At 63.2% G+C, this 17,476-nt stretch carries 20 protein-coding genes and 1 pseudogene; 2 read left to right on the top strand and 19 right to left on the bottom strand.

The window, feature by feature from the left end; genetic code table 11:
* Nucleotides 1-4: 4 nt before the first annotated feature.
* The 9 genes and pseudogenes from rpsC to G7077_RS10645 all read right to left on the bottom strand — a co-directional run bounded on the left by rpsC (nt 5) and on the right by G7077_RS10645 (nt 6,322).
* Nucleotides 5-718: a 30S ribosomal protein S3 gene (rpsC, locus tag G7077_RS10685; RefSeq protein WP_166411688.1), complete on the bottom strand. Its 714-nt coding sequence runs from the start codon at nt 716-718 to the stop codon at nt 5-7.
* Nucleotides 718-1,094: pseudogene (gene rplV / locus G7077_RS10680) on the bottom strand (50S ribosomal protein L22). Before rplV ends, rpsC begins: the two are co-directional and overlap by 1 nt.
* On the bottom strand, nt 1,094-1,369 hold the full coding sequence (gene rpsS, locus G7077_RS10675; protein ID WP_166411687.1) for a 30S ribosomal protein S19: 276 nt from the start codon (nt 1,367-1,369) through the stop codon (nt 1,094-1,096). Before rpsS ends, rplV begins: the two are co-directional and overlap by 1 nt.
* 3 nt (nt 1,370-1,372) lie before the next feature.
* Nucleotides 1,373-2,209, bottom strand: a complete 837-nt coding sequence (gene rplB, locus G7077_RS10670) for a 50S ribosomal protein L2 (protein ID WP_166411686.1) — start codon at nt 2,207-2,209, stop codon at nt 1,373-1,375.
* A gap of 4 nt (nt 2,210-2,213) precedes the next feature.
* Nucleotides 2,214-2,528: a 50S ribosomal protein L23 gene (locus tag G7077_RS10665; protein ID WP_166411685.1), complete on the bottom strand. Its 315-nt coding sequence runs from the start codon at nt 2,526-2,528 to the stop codon at nt 2,214-2,216.
* Nucleotides 2,521-3,147: a 50S ribosomal protein L4 gene (rplD, locus tag G7077_RS10660; RefSeq protein ID WP_166411684.1), complete on the bottom strand. Its 627-nt coding sequence runs from the start codon at nt 3,145-3,147 to the stop codon at nt 2,521-2,523. The genes G7077_RS10665 and rplD overlap by 8 nt, the downstream gene beginning before the upstream one ends.
* 3 nt (nt 3,148-3,150) lie before the next feature.
* Nucleotides 3,151-4,020 carry a 50S ribosomal protein L3 gene (gene rplC, locus G7077_RS10655; protein WP_166411683.1) on the bottom strand — a complete coding sequence of 290 codons (870 nt, stop codon included), beginning with the start codon at nt 4,018-4,020 and terminating at the stop codon, nt 3,151-3,153.
* 211 nt (nt 4,021-4,231) lie between these two features.
* Nucleotides 4,232-4,543, bottom strand: coding sequence for a 30S ribosomal protein S10 (gene rpsJ / locus G7077_RS10650; protein ID WP_028969184.1), 312 nt, complete (start codon nt 4,541-4,543; stop codon nt 4,232-4,234).
* 261 nt (nt 4,544-4,804) lie between these two features.
* A complete protein-coding gene (locus tag G7077_RS10645) occupies nt 4,805-6,322 on the bottom strand; it encodes a hypothetical protein (RefSeq protein WP_166411682.1) in 1,518 nt (505 codons plus the stop codon).
* Between the two features lie 347 nt (nt 6,323-6,669).
* Between G7077_RS10645 and G7077_RS10640 the strand changes: the two genes are divergently transcribed.
* Together G7077_RS10640 and G7077_RS10635 are read left to right on the top strand one after the other, a co-directional pair.
* Entirely contained in the window at nt 6,670-7,797 is a 1,128-nt protein-coding gene (locus G7077_RS10640; protein ID WP_166411681.1) for a glycosyltransferase family 2 protein, read from the top strand.
* Nucleotides 7,794-8,906, top strand: coding sequence for a hypothetical protein (locus G7077_RS10635; RefSeq protein ID WP_166411680.1), 1,113 nt, complete (start codon nt 7,794-7,796; stop codon nt 8,904-8,906). Before G7077_RS10640 ends, G7077_RS10635 begins: the two co-directional genes overlap by 4 nt.
* Before the next feature lie 180 nt (nt 8,907-9,086).
* On the opposite strand, the gene tuf is transcribed toward G7077_RS10635, so the two are convergent.
* From tuf to lpdA, 10 genes are all read right to left on the bottom strand, one after another.
* The gene (tuf, locus tag G7077_RS10630) at nt 9,087-10,277 is read right to left on the bottom strand and encodes an elongation factor Tu (protein WP_166411679.1); all 1,191 of its coding nucleotides are present in this window, start codon (nt 10,275-10,277) and stop codon (nt 9,087-9,089) included.
* 76 nt (nt 10,278-10,353) lie between these two features.
* Nucleotides 10,354-12,447: an elongation factor G gene (gene fusA / locus G7077_RS10625; protein WP_166411678.1), complete on the bottom strand. Its 2,094-nt coding sequence runs from the start codon at nt 12,445-12,447 to the stop codon at nt 10,354-10,356.
* A 66-nt stretch (nt 12,448-12,513) separates the two neighbouring features.
* Nucleotides 12,514-12,984, bottom strand: coding sequence for a 30S ribosomal protein S7 (rpsG, locus tag G7077_RS10620; protein ID WP_166411677.1), 471 nt, complete (start codon nt 12,982-12,984; stop codon nt 12,514-12,516).
* 60 nt (nt 12,985-13,044) lie between these two features.
* A complete protein-coding gene (rpsL, locus tag G7077_RS10615; RefSeq protein ID WP_114227738.1) occupies nt 13,045-13,416 on the bottom strand; it encodes a 30S ribosomal protein S12 in 372 nt (123 codons plus the stop codon).
* 208 nt (nt 13,417-13,624) lie between these two features.
* Entirely contained in the window at nt 13,625-14,686 is a 1,062-nt protein-coding gene (locus G7077_RS10610) for an NAD(P)-dependent alcohol dehydrogenase (protein WP_166411676.1), read from the bottom strand.
* Entirely contained in the window at nt 14,683-15,087 is a 405-nt protein-coding gene (locus tag G7077_RS10605) for a cupin domain-containing protein (RefSeq protein WP_166411675.1), read from the bottom strand. The genes G7077_RS10610 and G7077_RS10605 overlap by 4 nt, the downstream gene beginning before the upstream one ends.
* Nucleotides 15,084-15,314, bottom strand: a complete 231-nt coding sequence (locus G7077_RS10600; RefSeq protein ID WP_166411674.1) for a hypothetical protein — start codon at nt 15,312-15,314, stop codon at nt 15,084-15,086. The genes G7077_RS10605 and G7077_RS10600 overlap by 4 nt, the downstream gene beginning before the upstream one ends.
* Nucleotides 15,315-15,361: 47 nt before the next feature.
* Nucleotides 15,362-15,703: a DUF3140 domain-containing protein gene (locus G7077_RS10595; RefSeq protein WP_206367627.1), complete on the bottom strand. Its 342-nt coding sequence runs from the start codon at nt 15,701-15,703 to the stop codon at nt 15,362-15,364.
* Between the two features lie 47 nt (nt 15,704-15,750).
* Complete coding sequence (locus tag G7077_RS10590) at nt 15,751-16,041, bottom strand: hypothetical protein (protein ID WP_166411672.1); 291 nt, start codon at nt 16,039-16,041, stop codon at nt 15,751-15,753.
* Nucleotides 16,041-17,456: a dihydrolipoyl dehydrogenase gene (gene lpdA / locus G7077_RS10585; protein ID WP_166411671.1), complete on the bottom strand. Its 1,416-nt coding sequence runs from the start codon at nt 17,454-17,456 to the stop codon at nt 16,041-16,043. The genes G7077_RS10590 and lpdA overlap by 1 nt, the downstream gene beginning before the upstream one ends.
* Between the last annotated feature and the right edge of the window lie 20 nt (nt 17,457-17,476).

Raw genomic sequence — 17,476 nt, 5'->3', positions numbered from 1 at the left:
GCGCTTACCGGTTGCCGCGATCTTCGCGGGCCGGACGGACACCGGAGGTCTGAGCCTCCATCATCAGCCGGTCCTGGGCGAGCGGGTCGTGACCCAGGATCTCACCCTTGAAGACCCAAACCTTGACGCCGCAAACACCGTAGGCGGTGTGCGCCTGGGCTTCAGCATAGTCGACGTTGCCGCGCAGCGTGTGCAGCGGAACCCGGCCTTCGCGGTACCACTCGGTGCGCGCGATTTCCGCGCCGCCGAGACGGCCGGCGCAGGTGATCCGGATGCCTTCCGCGCCCAGCCGAAGCGCCGACTGAACCGCGCGCTTCATGGCACGGCGGAACGCGATACGGCGCTCCAATTGGTCGGCAACGCCCTGGGCGACGAGCTTGGCGTCGATCTCGGGCTTACGGATCTCGACGATGTTCAGGCTCACTTCGGAGCTCGTCATCTTCGACAACGTGGCCTTCAGCTTCTCGATGTCGCTGCCCTTCTTGCCGATGATCACGCCGGGGCGCGCGGCATAGATGGAAATGCGGCAAAGCTTGGCCGGACGCTCGATCACGACCTTGGAGATCGCGGCCTGCGGCAGGTTCTTGATGATGTAGCGGCGGATCTGCAGGTCTTCGAGCAGCAGGCGACCATAGTCCGCGCCTTCGGCGAACCAGCGGCTATCCCACGTGCGGTTGATCTGCAGCCGGAGGCCGACCGGAGAGGATTTCTGACCCATTACGCTTCTTCCTGCTCGCGAACGACGACCCGAAGGCGGCTGAACGGCTTAACGATCCGGCTCGAGCGGCCGCGGGCGCGGGTCGCAAAGCGCTTCATGGAGATCGACTTGCCGACGCTCGCCTCGGCGACGATCAGCGCGTCGACGTCGAGGTTGTGGTTGTTCTCGGCATTAGCAACGGCCGATGCGAGCACCTTGCGGACATCCTCGGCCATGCCCTTCGGGCTGAACTTCAGGATGTTGAGCGCTTCCTCGACCTTGCGGCCGCGGATGAGGGTCGCAACCAGGTTGAGCTTGCGCGCCGAACCACGAATGGTGGTGCCGACGGCGAGTGCTTCCTTGTCGCCGACCTTGCGGGGGCTGCTGGCTTGCTCATTAGCGCTTGCCCTTCTTGTCCGCGGCGTGGCCGGGGAAATAACGGGTCGGCGCGAACTCACCGAGCTTCATTCCGACCATGTCTTCATTGACCGACACCGGCACGAACTTGCGGCCGTTGTAGACATTGAACGTCAGGCCGACGAACTGCGGCAGGATCGTCGAACGGCGCGACCAGGTCTTGATCGGGGCGCGCTTGGTAGCTTCCTGAGCGGCTTCCGCCTTCTTCAAGAGCGACAGCTCGACGAACGGACCTTTCCAGATGGAACGGGCCATGGATTAACCCTTCTTCTTCGCGTGGCGGCTGCGGATGATGAACTTGTCCGTAGCCTTGTTGTGACGAGTGCGGGCGCCCTTGGTCGGCTTGCCCCACGGAGTGACCGGGTGACGGCCGCCCGAGGTCCGGCCTTCACCACCGCCGTGCGGGTGGTCGACCGGGTTCTTGGCGACGCCGCGGGTCAGCGGACGGCGGCCCATCCAGCGGGTGCGACCGGCCTTGGCGAAGGTCTGGTTGCCGTTGTCCGGGTTGGACACGGCACCCACCGTCGCCATGCAGTCGGCGCGCACATAGCGCTGCTCGCCTGAATTGAGCCTGACGATAACCATGCCCTTGTCGCGGCCGACGACCTGCACATAGGTGCCGGCGGCACGCGCAATCTGGCCACCCTTGCCGGGCTTCAGCTCGACGTTGTGGACGATGGTGCCGACCGGCATCTGGCCGATCTCCATCGCGTTGCCCGGCTTCACGTCGACCTTGCGGCCTGCGATGACCTTGTCGCCCGGCGCCAGACGCTGCGGGGCCAGGATGTAGGCCTGCTCACCACCTTCGTAGGTGACCAGCGCGATGAACGCCGACCGGTTGGGGTCGTATTCGAGCCGCTCGACGGTCGCAGCGACGTCCCAGGTCCGGCGCTTGAAGTCGATGATGCGATACTTCTGCTTGTGGCCGCCCGCGATGCCGCGCGAGGTCACATGACCCTTGTTGTTGCGGCCGCCCGTCTTGCGCTTGCCTTCGGTCAGCGCCTTGACGGGCTTGCCCTTCCAAAGCGACGACTTGTCGACGAGGACCAGGCCACGCCGCGACGGCGATGTCGGCTTATATTGTTTGAGAGCCATCTGATTAGATCCCGCTCGTGATGTCGATCGACTGGCCCTCGGCCAGGGTCACGATCGCCTTCTTGGAGTCGGACCGGCGATAGGCCTGACCCTTCCAGCGCTTGGTCTTGCCCTTGGTGACCATCGTGTTGACGCCGGTCACGGTGACGCCGAACAACGCCTCCACCGCGGCCTTGATCTCCGGCTTGGAGGCGCCGCCCGCCACCTTGAACACGACCGCATTCTGCTCGGAGAGCATGGTCGACTTCTCGGTGATGTGCGGGGCAAGCACGATATCGTAGTGACGGTTGTCCACCGTCGTGGTCGGCTGCTTAGCCATTGAACCGGGCCTCCAGTTTCTCGACCGCGGCGCGGGTCAGGACCAGCGTCTCGTGGCGCATGATGTCGTAGACGTTGGCGCCGACCGCCGGCATCAGGTTGATGCTCGACAGGTTCGACGAGGCGCGGGCGAAGCCGACGTTGAGCGCATCGCCATCGATCACCAGAGCGGTCTTGCCGAAGCCGAGGCCGCCGAGCTTCTCGCGAAGCACCTTGGTCTTGCCGTCGGCGACATCGAGGTTGTCGACGACCACCAGCTGGCCCGAAGCCGCCTTCGATGAAAGCGCCATCTTGAGGCCGAGCGCACGAACCTTCTTGTTCAGCGACGGGTTGAAGTCGCGGACACGCGGGCCGTGGGCCTTGCCGCCGCCGACGAAGATAGGTGCGCGGCGATCGCCGTGACGAGCGGTACCGCCGCCCTTCTGCTTGCCGAACTTCTTGCCGGTGCGGGCAACATCCGACCGCTCGCGGGCACCACGGGCGGTGCCGCGGCGCTTCTCGAGCTGCCAGGTAACGACGCGGTGAAGGATGTCGGCGCGCGGCTCAACCGAGAAGATCTCGTCGTTGAGCTCGATGTCGCCGCCCTTGCCGGCGTCGAGGGTCTGAACTTGGACCTTCATCGCTTAGCCTTCCTTGCTCTCGTCGCCAGCGGGCGTGTCGCCGGCCGGAGCATCATTGGTCTCGGTCGCTTCCGGGAGCGCGCCGGCTTCCTGCTCGGCGGCGATCGCTGCGACTTCCTCGGCACCCGGGAGCGCCGGGATTTCGTGAACCGCGGCATCGTCGACCAGTCCGGCCGGCGTTTCCTCGATCACGGTGTCGCGGGTGAGAATGCCAGCCGGATACGGCACATTCTCGTTGCGCGGGAGCTTGATGGCGTCCTGAACGGTCAGCCAGCTGCCCTTGTGGCCCGGAACTGAGCCCTTCACGAACAGGAGGCCGCGAGCGACGTCCGTGCGGACGATCTCGAGGTTCTGCTGCGTGCGGTTGCGGGCGCCCATGTGGCCGGCCATCTTCTTGTTCTTGAAGACGCGGCCCGGATCCTGGCGGTTACCGGTCGAACCGTGCGAACGGTGCGACACGGACACGCCGTGGGTGGCGCGAAGACCACCGAAGCCCCAGCGCTTCATGGCGCCGGCAAAGCCCTTGCCCTGGGTGACGCCGGAGACGTCGACCAGCTGGCCGGGTACGAAATGTTCTGCGGAAATGGTCGAACCGACGTCGAGGAGCGCATCCTCGGCAACGCGGAATTCGACGACCTTTGCCTTGGGCTCGACTTCGGCCTTGCCGAAAGCGGCACGCTGCGGCTTGGCGACATTCTTCGCCTTCGCGGTGCCGGCGCCGAGCTGAACGGCGGTATATCCATCACGATCGGCCTCGCGGCGGCCGACGACCTGCAGCTCTTCCAGTTGGAGGACGGTCACGGGGACGTGCCGGCCGTCTGCCTGGAACAGGCGGGTCATTCCTACTTTCTTCGCGATCACGCCAGTGCGCATGATCAGTCACTCCCATACAGAGGCTCCGTCCGCCGTTCGGCTTCGGGAGCGTGCAGCCCATGATGTTTACGAGCCCCCGTCCGGGCTAACCTGCCGCAGTGGCAGGAGACGGGGACGCATGACCGGGTGTCCTGGTGGACGCCCGCGGTATCCCTATGTCGTTGCTCAGCAGGATCGCCGATTAAGCGATTCAACCGCTGCGCGCTGGCCCTTACGCCAGTTTGATCTCCACGTCTACACCCGCGGCGAGATCGAGCTTCATGAGCGCATCGACCGTTTGCGGGGTCGGCTGAACGATGTCGAGCAGCCTCTTGTAGGTGCGCACCTCGAACTGCTCGCGCGACTTCTTGTCGACGTGGGGCGAGCGGTTGACGGTGAACTTCTCGATACGCGTCGGCAAAGGAATGGGACCGCGAATGAGAGCGCCCGTGCGACGGGCAGTGTCGGCGATGTCGCCGGTTGCCTGATCGAGCACTCGATGATCGAACGCCTTCAGGCGAATACGAATATTCTGCGTTTCCATGTCCCTACCGATGCGAAAGAGCCAACGGGATGTTGCCAACCCGAAAAACAAGAGGCCGACCCAAGCGCCGGCGAACCGGGATGAGCGACCTCAACTCTGATGTCTGGTGACGCGGACGAATCTGCGTCTGTGGAAGGGGCCTCTACAGAGGAGCGCCTTCGAGATCAACCCCCAAGCATGCGATGCGCAGTTGGATCGGGGCCCTTAACCAGAGAGGTGAGGCAAGCTGGCGAGCACGGCCGAAGCGACTGCCCCTCGACCCTAAGCCTTCCGACCTCCCTTCCCGGTATCTGGTTTCGGAGCTTCGATCTCGCGAATCTTATTGCGGGTCGCGGTTAAGTCTCCCGAGCTCATGGTTTCCAAAAGCTCTTGAGCACGCTGGGCGGACGCACCGCCATGAGGCGCAAACGCAAGAGGCTTGATCGCCGCCACAGCCTCCGTCGTTCGACCCTGATTGATCAACTCCTTCACGGCTCCCCAGCGTAGCGTCCCGTCCTGCGGCGCAAGTTCAAAAGCATAAAGATATCCATCGACCGCACTTTTCGGAGGAGCGACACCTGCCTCCAAAAAGCTCTCGTAATAGCCGATCAAGGCGCGAGGGTCCTCCGGATCAAGCCGGTTTGCCGAGAGGAAGATCTGCTGAATGGCGCCCCAATCAGGCTTGGCCGCCTTATCGGCCCTCGCTTGCAGCATGAGTGCGCGACCTTTTTGGAGCAAGGCGTCCATAGACTTGGGGTCGCGCGCAAGTGCCCTGTCCGCGGCGATCACGGCTTGGTTGTAATTCTTGGCGTCCACCTCTGCCTCTGCCAGCCAAGCCTGAACGGCCGGATCGTCGGGGTATTTGGAGGCGATTTGCCTCGCCCGAGGAGCAAGCCTCTTTGCCTGCTCATCGGTCGGGCCGCGCCGCGATTGCATCAGCACTTCGACATATTCACCTTGTCCCACGGTCAGCGGTTCAATCGAGATCGAACCGATCTTGATCTTGGTGGTGGGGACGGTGACGTAGGGAAAACGCATCGACCGGACGTAATCCTTAAGCTCACCGTCAAGCGCGTTCAGGTTGCCGAAGGCCAACCGGGCGGCGTCGAGTGCCGGCGTGCCCTGGGAAATGGCGCCTACGTATCGCTCCAGCTGGCCTTTCCTGGCCGCCGAGAAGATAAGATAGTGCGTGAGCAACCATCCCCGGCCGTAAACTTCGTCGGGCTGGTACTTCTTCAGTTGTTTCCATGTGCCACCAAGCATCACCTCGATAGGCATCGGAGCAAAGCGTTTCCCTAGCAGCACGCCCGCGCGGTGTGCGGCAGGCGCTCCCAGTCCCACGGCGCCATCGCTCTCGAACTTGGCCGTCGAGAAAAACTCGGCAAACCCTTCAGTCAGCCACAGCGGCAGCGCGACGTTGAGGCTTTCGTACATGAGATGGTGGGCATATTCATGGAAGAACACGGCTTCCGACGTGAGATCCAATCGGGTTCCCGCCCCGGTGTTCAGGGGTACGAAGGCGACCGAGTAACCGGCCCATGGAATATAGAAGCCGCCCACTCCGTACTGACCGGCGAGGCGCTCGATCATCGCAAAATCCCGCACGGCGTAGATCGTCAGCTTATTTGCCGGCCCGGGCAGAGGATCGCTGACACCGCGGGCAAACCGGACCGCCTGATCAAAGGTTTCCAGCCTGGCTGCATAAGCCCGCAATTGCTGCGCAGGCTGATCCGAGTAGATCGTGAAGTGCGGCGTCACAGCGCGAGACCAGCCCGCCTCGGCTGGTGTTGATGCTGCCATCAGGACGGCGGGAAGCAGGATCCTGCTTAGCTTGCCCAGGAAGGTCCGCGATGTGCGCCGGGCAGAACGACCGACCCGTAAATTGTCGCGCCGCGATCGATATCGAGTCATGTCACGCAAAACCCCCCAACCGCATTATTCACACAGGGGTGGAGCCGCGCAAGCTGCCTTTGACTACGGAAAGAAGAAGGCCCTCCGCTTCGGGTGAAGCACCTGGTACCTCCATCATTCAACTTCAAGCGCTGAACCCCACCACGGCCATGCTCCAGCGGTACGGTTTGTTTACCATATCTGCATAGTCCTCGCGCGCATCGGCAAGCATCCACCTGCCGCGACATTGAGGTACCATGCGTCACGAGCGTTTGACTGCGGACTTTGCCGATGCCGCAAGCGCCCTACCCCTCGAGGTGGCCGTTGTCGTTCCCACCCTGAACGAAGTTGGGAACGTCGAGGCGCTCATTGCCAACCTGTCTCTCGTTCTCGCGGGACGGGGCTGGGAGGTCGTTTTCGTTGACGACAATTCTTCCGACGGCACCAGCGGTCTTATCCGCAGCATCGGACGGGACCTGCGTCATGTCCGGGTCGTGGAACGTGTTGGACGACGCGGCCTCTCCTCGGCCGTAATCGAGGGTATTCTCGCCACTGCGGCGCCGACGGTGGTCGTCATGGATGGTGACCTGCAACATGATGCCGGCATCCTGCCGCAGCTGATCGATGCGGTTACCTTGGACGGTGCGGATATCGCGATCGGCACCCGGTACAATCAGGGCGGAACCGTCGGAGACTGGGACGCGGGCCGCGCCCGCATGAGCCGCCTGGCGACGCGCCTGGGTCAGGTTGCGCTCGGCACCAATGTCAGCGATCCTATGAGCGGCTTTTTCGCCGTCGATCGAACGGCGTTCGAGAGATCGCTCCCAAAATTGTCGGGGATCGGTTTCAAGATCCTGCTGGACTTACTTGCATCATCGCCGACGACGCTGCGCGTCGCCGAAGTGCCATATAGCTTTGGGAAGCGGGTTGCCGGTGAAAGCAAGCTCGGCGCACGCGTCCTTGCGGAATATGCTGAACTGATCGCCGAGAAGTCGATTGGACGCTTCGTTCCAGTCCGCATGTTCAAGTTCCTCTTCGTTGGCGGTCTGGGGGTGTTCGTCCATCTCGGCGTGCTCACCACCGCGCTTCATGCAGGCTATTCCTTCCTCGCCGCGCAGACGGCAGCCGTGATGATCGCGATCGCCTCAAACTTCTTCCTCAACAACAGCTTCACCTACGCGGATCGCAAGCTGCGAGGGTGGAAGGTCATCCCGGGCCTCGCTTCTTTCTACGCGATCTCGGCCGCCGGTGCCGTGGCCAACATCGGCATTGGCAACTGGATGGCGGGACAGGACGAGCGCTGGTGGGTCGCCGGCATGGCAGGCGTCATCGTCGGTGCCGTCTGGAACTTCGCCATGTCGGGGTCCGTGACGTGGCGCAAATGAGCGGGTGGAACCGATGGGAGGCGGTGAACCGTCCCACGGCGATTGCGGTCCTCGCCCTCCTTCTGGGGGCCATCCTCTATGGCCTGGCGGATTTTGTGGGAGCAGCGCCACAGCCGCGGGTTGAGATTGCGGGGCCGTCCGACATGCATGCCGAGGACATGATCGGCGATCATGCTTTGTATGCGAAAATCGCCGGCCGGGTGTCCGCGGGCGAACCCTACTACTCCGCAGCCGCGGCAGAACACCGGGCGAACGGATATCCGTTGAAGCCGTTCGTGACCGTCCGGCTGCCTACCGCGGCCTATATCTTCGCCCTTTTCGGCAGAACGGGCGGGTGGCTGCTCGTCGCTGCGGTCGGCGTTGCGGCAATCCTTGCATGGCGGAAGCGCCTCATCAGCGAGCCCGGTCTTCCTGGATATGCTCGGTTTGCCGCGTTGCTGATGGCGCCGAACATGGCCCCGATCTTGATGCGCGACTGGGTCATGATCCACGAAGTTCTTGCGGGCGCGTTGATCGCGCTGGCCTTCGCACTCTACCGGCCCGAACGTCCCTGGGCGGCACTGCTCACAATCCTTGCAGCCATCCTCGTCCGTGAAACCGCGCTTCCCGTTGCCATCATCTTCGGCTGCTTCGCATTGTACGACCGACGTTGGCCCGAATTGCTGGCGTGGACCGGAGCCGGTGCCGTGTTGCTAGCCGCCGTCGGCCTCCATGCCTCCACCCTGTCCGCGGTGTTACGCCCTGACGATCTCGCCAGCCCTGGATGGAGCGGAATGGGCGGGTGGCACACGTACGTCGCCTTCGTTCACCAGGTGTCGGCATTGCGCTTCCTCCCAAGCTGCATCAGCGCGATCCTTGTGCCGATCGCGCTTCTGGGCTGGAGCGCGTGCCGGTCGCGGCTCGCGCTTGTGGTGCTGAGCTTTCAATTCGCCTTGGCACTGATCCTCATGGCATTCGCTCGCGCCAACAACTTCTATTGGGCTTGCCTGGTTGTGCCGACCCTGCACATGGGCCTGATCTTCGCGCCGGCAGCCATCAAGAACCTCGTTCGAGCTTGCGCTCCGCGCTTCTCCAAGGATCATCTTGAACGAGCCTTGATCCGGCCCTGAACCACAGCGCCTGGCGCAAGCTGGCTGGGTAATGAGCAGTCGAACAGACTAGCTGGCCCGTTCTGCACAACGGCAGTGTCGACGGCCCGCTCGATTGCGGGCCGACGCAACAAAGAAAAGGCCCGGCGCTTCCATCGAAGCACCGGGCCCTTCTTGTTCATCGCCCTAGGGCGGTGACGCTTACTTAGTGATGTTGCCCACCACGCCGGCGCCGACGGTACGGCCGCCTTCGCGGATCGCGAAGCGGAGGCCGGTGTCCATGGCGATCGGAGCGATCAGCTTCACGCCAAGGGAGACGTTGTCGCCCGGCATGACCATCTCGGTGCCTTCCGGCAGCTGCACTTCGCCCGTCACGTCGGTCGTGCGGAAGTAGAACTGCGGACGGTAGTTCGCGAAGAACGGCGTGTGACGGCCGCCCTCGTCCTTCGACAGGACGTAGACTTCCGCCTGGAAGTCCGTGTGCGGCGTGATCGAGCCCGGCTTGCAGAGAACCTGGCCACGCTCGACCTCTTCACGGCCGACGCCGCGGATCAGCGCACCGATGTTGTCGCCGGCCTGGCCCTGATCGAGCAGCTTGCGGAACATTTCGACGCCGGTCACGACGGTCTTCTTGGTGTCCTTGATGCCGACGATCTCGACTTCTTCGCCAACCTTGACGACGCCGGTCTCGACGCGGCCGGTCACGACGGTGCCGCGGCCCGAGATCGAGAACACGTCTTCGATCGGCATCAGGAACGGCTTGTCGAGCGGACGCTCCGGCTGCGGGATCCAGTCGTCAACGGCCTTCATGAGCTCGAGGATCTTCTCGTCGCCGATGTTCTGGTCGCGGTCTTCAAGAACCGCGAGCGCCGAACCGGCAACGATCGGAATGTTGTCGCCGTCGAAGCCGCGCTTGGAAAGCTCTTCACGGATTTCCAGCTCGACGAGCTCGAGCAGCTCGGGATCGTCAACCTGGTCGACCTTGTTGAGGAAGACGACCATGGTCGGAACGCCGACCTGCGCCGCGAGCAGGATGTGCTCCTTGGTCTGCGGCATCGGACCGTCAGCGGCCGACACGACCAGGATCGCGCCGTCCATCTGGGCGGCACCGGTGATCATGTTCTTCACATAGTCGGCGTGACCCGGGCAGTCGACGTGCGCATAGTGACGGGCTTCCGTCTCATACTCGACGTGCGCGGTCGAGATGGTGATGCCACGCTCGCGCTCTTCCGGAGCCTTGTCGATGTTGGCGAAATCGACGGCTTCGCCGCCGCCATGCTTCGACAGCACCTTGGTGATCGCGGCCGTCAGCGACGTCTTGCCATGGTCGACGTGACCGATGGTGCCGATGTTGCAGTGCGGCTTGTTCCGCTCAAATTTAGCCTTCGCCATTTTACGCCTCTTCTTGTTCTAAAAAAACGGGGCGGCCCGCCCGTTTGCGGACGCGCCCATAGCTTCAATTTTTGGCTTACGCCAGCTTCGCCTTCACTTCGTCGGCAACGTTCTGCGGCACTTCGTCATAGTGCGAGAACTGCATCGTGTACTGCGCACGTCCCTGGGTGAAGGAACGCAGCTGGTTCACATAGCCGAACATGTTGGCCAGCGGCACCATGGCCTCGACCGCCTGCGCATTGCCGCGGGTGTCGGTGCCCTGGATCTGACCACGGCGGCTGTTCAAGTCGCCGATGACGTCGCCGAGATAGTCCTCGGGGGTGACGACTTCAACGCGCATGATCGGCTCGAGCAGCTTGATGCCCGCCTTCTGCGCCGCTTCGCGCATTGCGCCGCGACCGGTAATTTCAAAGGCCAGCGCCGAGGAGTCGACGTCGTGATACTTACCGTCGGTCAGGTGCACTTCGAAGTCGATGATCGGGAAGCCGATGAGCGATCCGGTCTCGGCCGTTTCGCGCATGCCCTTCTCGACCGAGGGAATATATTCCTTGGGAATATTGCCGCCCTTGATCTCGTCGAAGAACTGGAAGCCCGAGCCGCGCTCACCGGGGATGAGGTTGACCTTGACTTCGCCGAACTGGCCGGAGCCGCCCGACTGCTTCTTATGCGTGTAGGTGAGCTCGACGGGCTTCGCGAGATATTCGCGATAGGCGACCTGCGGCGCACCGACGTTTGCCTCGACCTTGAACTCACGCTTCATGCGGTCGACGAGAATCTCGAGGTGGAGCTCCCCCATTCCCTTGATGATCGTCTGGCCGGATTCGTGATCGGTCGACACGCGGAAGCTCGGATCCTCGCGGGCGAGACGGTTGAGCGCGACGCCCATCTTCTCCTGGTCCGCCTTGGTCTTGGGTTCGACCGACAGCTCGATGACCGGATCCGGGAACTCCATGCGCTCCAGGATGATCGGTGCATTCGGTGCACACAGGGTGTCGCCGGTTGTCGTGTCCTTGAGACCCGCTAGGGCGACGATGTCGCCGGCGTAAGCGATCTGGATGTCCTCACGCTCGTTCGCATGCATCAGCAGCATGCGGCCGACCTTTTCCTTCTTGTCCTTGACCGAGTTGGTGACCTGCGAGGAGGTCTCCAGCTTGCCCGAGTAGATGCGGGCAAAGGTCAGGGTGCCGACAAACGGATCGTTCATGATCTTGAACGCCAGCGCCGAGAAGGGCGCATTGTCGTCCGAGGCGCGCGAATCTTCGCTGCCGTCGGGAAGGATGCCCTTAATGGCGGGAACGTCGAGCGGGCTCGGCAGATAGTCCACAACCGCGTCGAGCAGGGGCTGGACGCCCTTGTTCTTGAACGCCGAGCCGCAGACCACCGGCACGAACGACATGTTGAGCGTGCCCTTGCGGATCAGCGCCTTCAGCGTCGCGACGTCGGGCTCATTGCCCTCGAGATAGGCTTCCATCGCCTCGTCGTCCTGCTCGACGGCAAGCTCGACCAGGTTCTGGCGCGCTTCAGCGGCCTTGTCCTTCAGGTCGTCGGGGATGTCCTGATATTCGAACTTCGCGCCCAGGCTCTCCTCGAGCCAGATAATCGCGCGGTTCTCGACCAGGTCGACGAGGCCCTTGAAATCGCTCTCGATACCGATCGGGAGATAAAGCACGGCCGGCCGCGCGCCCAAGCGGTCGATGATCGACTGTACGCAATAGTCAAAGCTGGCGCCGGTGCGGTCGAGCTTGTTGACGAAGCACATGCGCGGAACGCCATACTTGTCGGCCTGCCGCCACACCGTCTCCGACTGCGGCTCCACACCGGCAACGCCGTCGAAGCAGGCGACCGCGCCGTCGAGGACGCGCAGCGAACGCTCGACTTCAATGGTGAAGTCGACGTGGCCCGGGGTGTCGATGATGTTGATGCGGTGCTCTTCGCCCTTGCCTTCAGCGGCGCGCCACACGCAGGTGGTGGCGGCGGAGGTGATGGTGATGCCCCGCTCCTGCTCCTGCTCCATCCAGTCCATGGTGGCGGTGCCTTCGTGCACTTCGCCGATCTTGTAGGACTTGCCGGTGTAATAAAGGATGCGCTCGGTTGTCGTCGTCTTGCCGGCGTCGATGTGCGCCATGATGCCGATATTGCGATAACGTTCGAGCGGATGGCTGCGGGCCATGGTCGGTCTTCCTTAGCGATGTGGGAAGCCGACCGGTGCCGGCTCCCCACTATATAGGTATGAAAACTACCAGCGGTAGTGGCTGAAGGCGCGGTTCGCTTCGGCCATACGGTGCGTGTCTTCGCGCTTCTTGACGGCGTTGCCGCGGTTCTGCGCAGCATCCATCAGCTCACCCGACAGACGGCCAGCCATGGTCTTCTCCGAGCGCGAACGAGCCGCGGAGATGAGCCAGCGGATCGCCAGCGCCTGGGCGCGCTCGGCACGGACTTCCACCGGAACCTGGTAGGTCGCACCGCCGACGCGGCGGCTGCGGACCTCGATGCCCGGCTTCACATTGTTGAGCGCGTCATGGAACACGCCAAGCGGTTCGCGCTTCAGGCGGGTCTCGACACTCTCAAGCGCGCCATAGACGATGCTCTCTGCGACGGACTTCTTGCCGTCGAGCATGACGCTGTTCATGAACTTGGAAAGCACCTGATCGCCGAACTTCGGGTCCGGCAGGATCTCGCGCTTCTCTGGGCGGCGACGACGGGACATATTGGTATCCTTTCTCTTCAGCCTGGTCCGGAGCCTTGGGCCCGGGGCTTACTCGTGCGATTACTTCGGGCGCTTGGCGCCGTACTTGGAACGGGACTGCTTGCGGTCCTTGACGCCCTGCGTGTCGAGGACGCCGCGAAGCACGTGGTAGCGGACACCCGGAAGGTCGCGCACACGGCCGCCACGGATCAGCACAACGCTGTGCTCCTGGAGGTTGTGGCCTTCGCCGGGGATGTAGCTGATCACTTCGCGGCTGTTGGTCAGGCGGACCTTGGCCACCTTGCGCAGCGCCGAGTTCGGCTTCTTCGGGGTCGTCGTATAGACGCGGGTGCAAACGCCGCGCTTCTGCGGGTTCTGTTCCATCGCAGGGACCTTGGACTTGGCCTTCTGCGGCTCGCGACCCTTGCGGATCAGCTGGTTAATCGTTGGCATGAAGCCCTTCACCTTTATCTTGCCGGACACGCCGGCGGTTACTTTGCCCAACATGAAAAGCGTGAACGCCTGGGCGACCCTCATCACAAGGGCCACCGGCCTTCACGCATCGAGCAATGTTCAGCTCTGTCCGTCAGGGGGCGGCAAGCGCATCCCCGCGGACGTCGCGCCCACTACAGGAGAGGGCGGGTGAGGTCAACCGCCGGAGTCAGGCAGCGAACGTCGCGATATCGATGACGAAGCGGTACTTAACGTCGCTCCGCAGCATCCGCTCATAGGCCTCGTTGATCTGGTCGCCGCGGATCATCTCAATGTCGGAGGTGATGCCGTGCTCGGCGCAGAAATCGAGCATTTCCTGGGTCTCGCGAATGCCGCCGATCAGGGATCCCGCAATTGCGCGGCGCCCGAAGATCAGCACACCGACATTGGGGGACGGATGGGGCTCCGCGGGAACGCCGACCAGGCACATTGTGCCGTTGACCTTCAACAGCGAGGTAAAGGCGTCGAGATTGTGTGGCGCCGCGACGGTGTTGAGGATGAAGTCGAAACTCCGCCCATGCGCGGCCATTTGCTCGGGATCCCGCGAAATGACGACCTCGTCAGCACCAAGGTCGTAGGCGTCCTGCCGCTTGCTCTCGGAGGTCGTGAAGGCAACCGTATGCGCGCCCATGGCGTGAGCAAGCTTCACACCCATGTGACCGAGGCCGCCGATCCCGACGATGCCGACCTTCTTGCCGGGGCCGACGTTCCAGTGGCGCAGCGGCGAATAGGTCGTGATTCCGGCGCAAAGCAACGGTGCGACCGCCGCAAGTTGATCGGCCGGGTGGCTCACCTTGAGGACGAAGCGTTCGTCCACCACGATGCTGTCTGAATAGCCGCCCAGCGTGTGTCCCGGCGGGTCCTGCGTCGCACCGTTGTAGGTTCCGACCAACCCGTTCTCGCAATATTGCTCTTCGCCCTCGGCACAGGAGGCGCAATGCTGGCAGCTGTCGACCATGCAGCCCACACCGACCGCGTCGCCAGTCTTGAAACGGGTGACGTCGCCGCCGACCGCTACGACTTCGCCGACAATCTCATGGCCGGGGACGCAAGGGTAGAGCGTGCCGCCCCACTCACCCTTAATGGTGTGAAGGTCGGAGTGGCAGACCCCGCAGTATGCAATGCGTATGGCCACGTCGCGAGGACCGGGCTCACGACGCTCGATATTGAACTGATGGAGCGCCTCATCAGCGCTGTTGGCGCCGATTGCTCTGGCCGGCTGAAAGGTCATTCGCTGGTCTTTCCGTCCCATTCTTCGTGCGGGTGGCGCTTGTCAGCCTCTGCCTTGCTCGACTGGACGACCCCGTCGAGATGCTCGGGCGGACCGTAGATGGAGTACAGCCGAAGCGGTGCCTGGCTCGTATTGCGGACGTTGTGACGCGCGCCCGCGGGGACGATTACCGCGAAATCGTCCTCGACCGGATTCTCTTTGCCGTCGATGTCGATGATCCCGGACCCTTCCTCGATGCGGAAGAACTGGTCGCGGTCCTCATGGACCTCCTCGCCGATCTCATCGCCCGGCTGAAGCGTCATCAGCACCAGTTGCAGATGATGGCCCGTGTAGACGACGCGGCGGAAATCCTCATTCTCGACCGTCTGCTTTTCGATATTGTCGCAATAGCCGCGCTTCATTCCGATGGTTCCTCCGCCTGGTCTGATGCGGCATTGTCCTGTGTCCCGGCGATGTCGTCGTCGCCGGCGACGTCTAAGTTGCCCACCGCAACGGGCACTCCAACGCCCAAGGCCGCATTCACAACTGCCTGATCGAGAACGCCGTCTTCGGCATTCACCGACGCCTCATCCTCCCGCCGGTCACAAGCCGACAGCAGCAGCACACTCGCGAAGCACAACGCCAACACCCGCATGCGCCGACTAACCCGCTGACGACCGCCCCGTTCCGTCTACGTCAGTTTTTCAACGGATCATGCCCCCAATTCATGAGGCTGTAGCGCCAGTGGGAGTGCTCCACCTCTTTGGGCCGTTGCGCAAGATGGCGGTGAACATAGCCGGTGACCTTGCGCATATGGTCATAGTCCGCCGGCGAGAGCTTGGCGTGACCGTTGCGCAGGATCGAGGCGATCTTTCGCCCGCTGGCATGCCCGACGCTCTCAGCGTCGCCGCCGTCCTCGCCCTTCCAGCCCACTTCCCTGCTTTCGGGCGTTTTCAGCCAGCGCTCGATCTCTGACGCGGTCATGTTCACCGCATCGTGGAAGTCCTTCAGCACCTGGTCGCGGTCGAGTGTTTCCATGTGGGGAAAATGCATGGAAGCGCGAAAGGTTGATACGGCTCTTGGCCCTAATCCGTGCCGCGCTCGCCCTGATATTCTTCCGTCATGCGTGGCGCGTCAGGCCGCTCCTCATCCAAATTCTGTCGATAGCGAACGCATCCGCGCAGGAACTGAGGCCACTCGGGCACCGCAATCTCCGGCTCTACCCGCTCAGGCAGCAGCCCCCACAATTTGGGATGATGCCAGCAAAGCTCCATCCCGCTGGTGTCGCGATGCTCGCGGATCGCGGCGCGCAGTTTGCGTACCTCCTCTGCCAACCGGTTGCGGTCGAGGCGATCCAGATCGGCGTCGAGGTCCATCAGATGTGGATCACCTTGCCGTGAGCGGCGAGCACGCTTTCGTGCATCATCTCGCTCAGCGTCGGATGGGGGAAGACGGTCTGCATGAAATCCGTCTCGACCAGCTCCGCCTGCTTGCCGACGGTGTACCCTTGAATGAGCTCGGTGACTTCCGCACCGATCATGTGGGCGCCCAGCAATTCGCCGGTCTTGCCATCGAAGACCGTCTTGATGAACCCTTCGGTCTCACCCAGGGCGATGGCCTTGCCGTTGCCGATGAAGGGGAATTTGCCGACCTTCACCTCATAGCCCGCTTCCTTGGCCTTGGCTTCGGTCATTCCAACGCTTGCGACCTGCGGACGGCAATAGGTGCAGCCCGGGATGCTGGCGGCATTCATCGCGTGCGGGTGGACGTCCTTGTTGCCGAGCTCCTGGGCAATGGCTTCGGCGGCGATCACGCCCTCGTGGCTGGCCTTGTGCGCGAGCCAGGGCGGCGCCGTGACATCGCCGATCGCCCACAGGCCCTTGACGCTGGTGCGGCACATCGGGTCGGTGTCGATGTGGCCCTTGGTGGTCTTCACGCCGAGCGCCTCCAAACCAATCTCTTCCGTGTTCGGAACGATCCCGACGGCAACGATGACGTGGCTGAAGCGATGATCCGCGACCTTGCCGTCGCTGGTCTTGATCTTGGCGGCGACGCCCTGCCCGTCCGCGGCCAGGCTCTCGACGCCGGCGCCGGTCAGGATGGTCATGCCCTGCTTCTTGAGGCTCTTGGCGAGGAAGTCGCTGACCTCCGTATCCTCGACGGGCACGATCCGGTCTAGCATTTCGACGACCGTCACCTTGGCGCCCATGTCGTTGTAGAAGCTTGCGAACTCGATGCCGATCGCGCCCGAACCGATGACCAGCAGCTCGGTCGGCATCTCGGCCGGAGTCATCGCGTGGCGGTAGGTCCAGATGCGCTTGCCATCCGACTTGGCGAACGGCAGCTCGCGCGCCCGCGCCCCGGTGGCGACAATGATGTGTTTGCCCTCGAGATCGGTGGTCTTGCCATCCTGGCCGGTAACGCTGATCTTGTTGGCGGCGGTGAGCTTGCCGACACCCATGTGCACCGCAATCTTGTTCTTCTTCATTAGGCCGGTGACGCCCTTGTTGAGTTGGGACGCCACGCCGCGGCTGCGCTGGACTACGGCAGCGAGGTCGGCCGCAACCCCGGTAGCCGCGAGCCCGTAAGCCTTTGCATTCTGCATCTGGTGAAACACCTCGGCCGACCGCAGCAGTGCCTTGGTCGGGATGCACCCCCAATTGAGGCAGATGCCGCCCAGGTTCTCGCGCTCGACAATAGCGGTCTTCAACCCCAGCTGCGCGCCCCGGATCGCGGCGACGTAGCCGCCGGGACCGGAGCCGAGGACGATGAGGTCATATTGTTCAGCCATGGTGGATCCTATTGGAGGCG

The sequence above is a fragment of the Sphingomonas piscis genome (assembly GCF_011300455.1).
Taxonomy (GTDB): domain Bacteria; phylum Pseudomonadota; class Alphaproteobacteria; order Sphingomonadales; family Sphingomonadaceae; genus Sphingomicrobium; species Sphingomicrobium piscis.
Note: the sequence above shows the minus strand (reverse complement) of the source record. Positions and strands in the feature narration are given on the sequence as shown.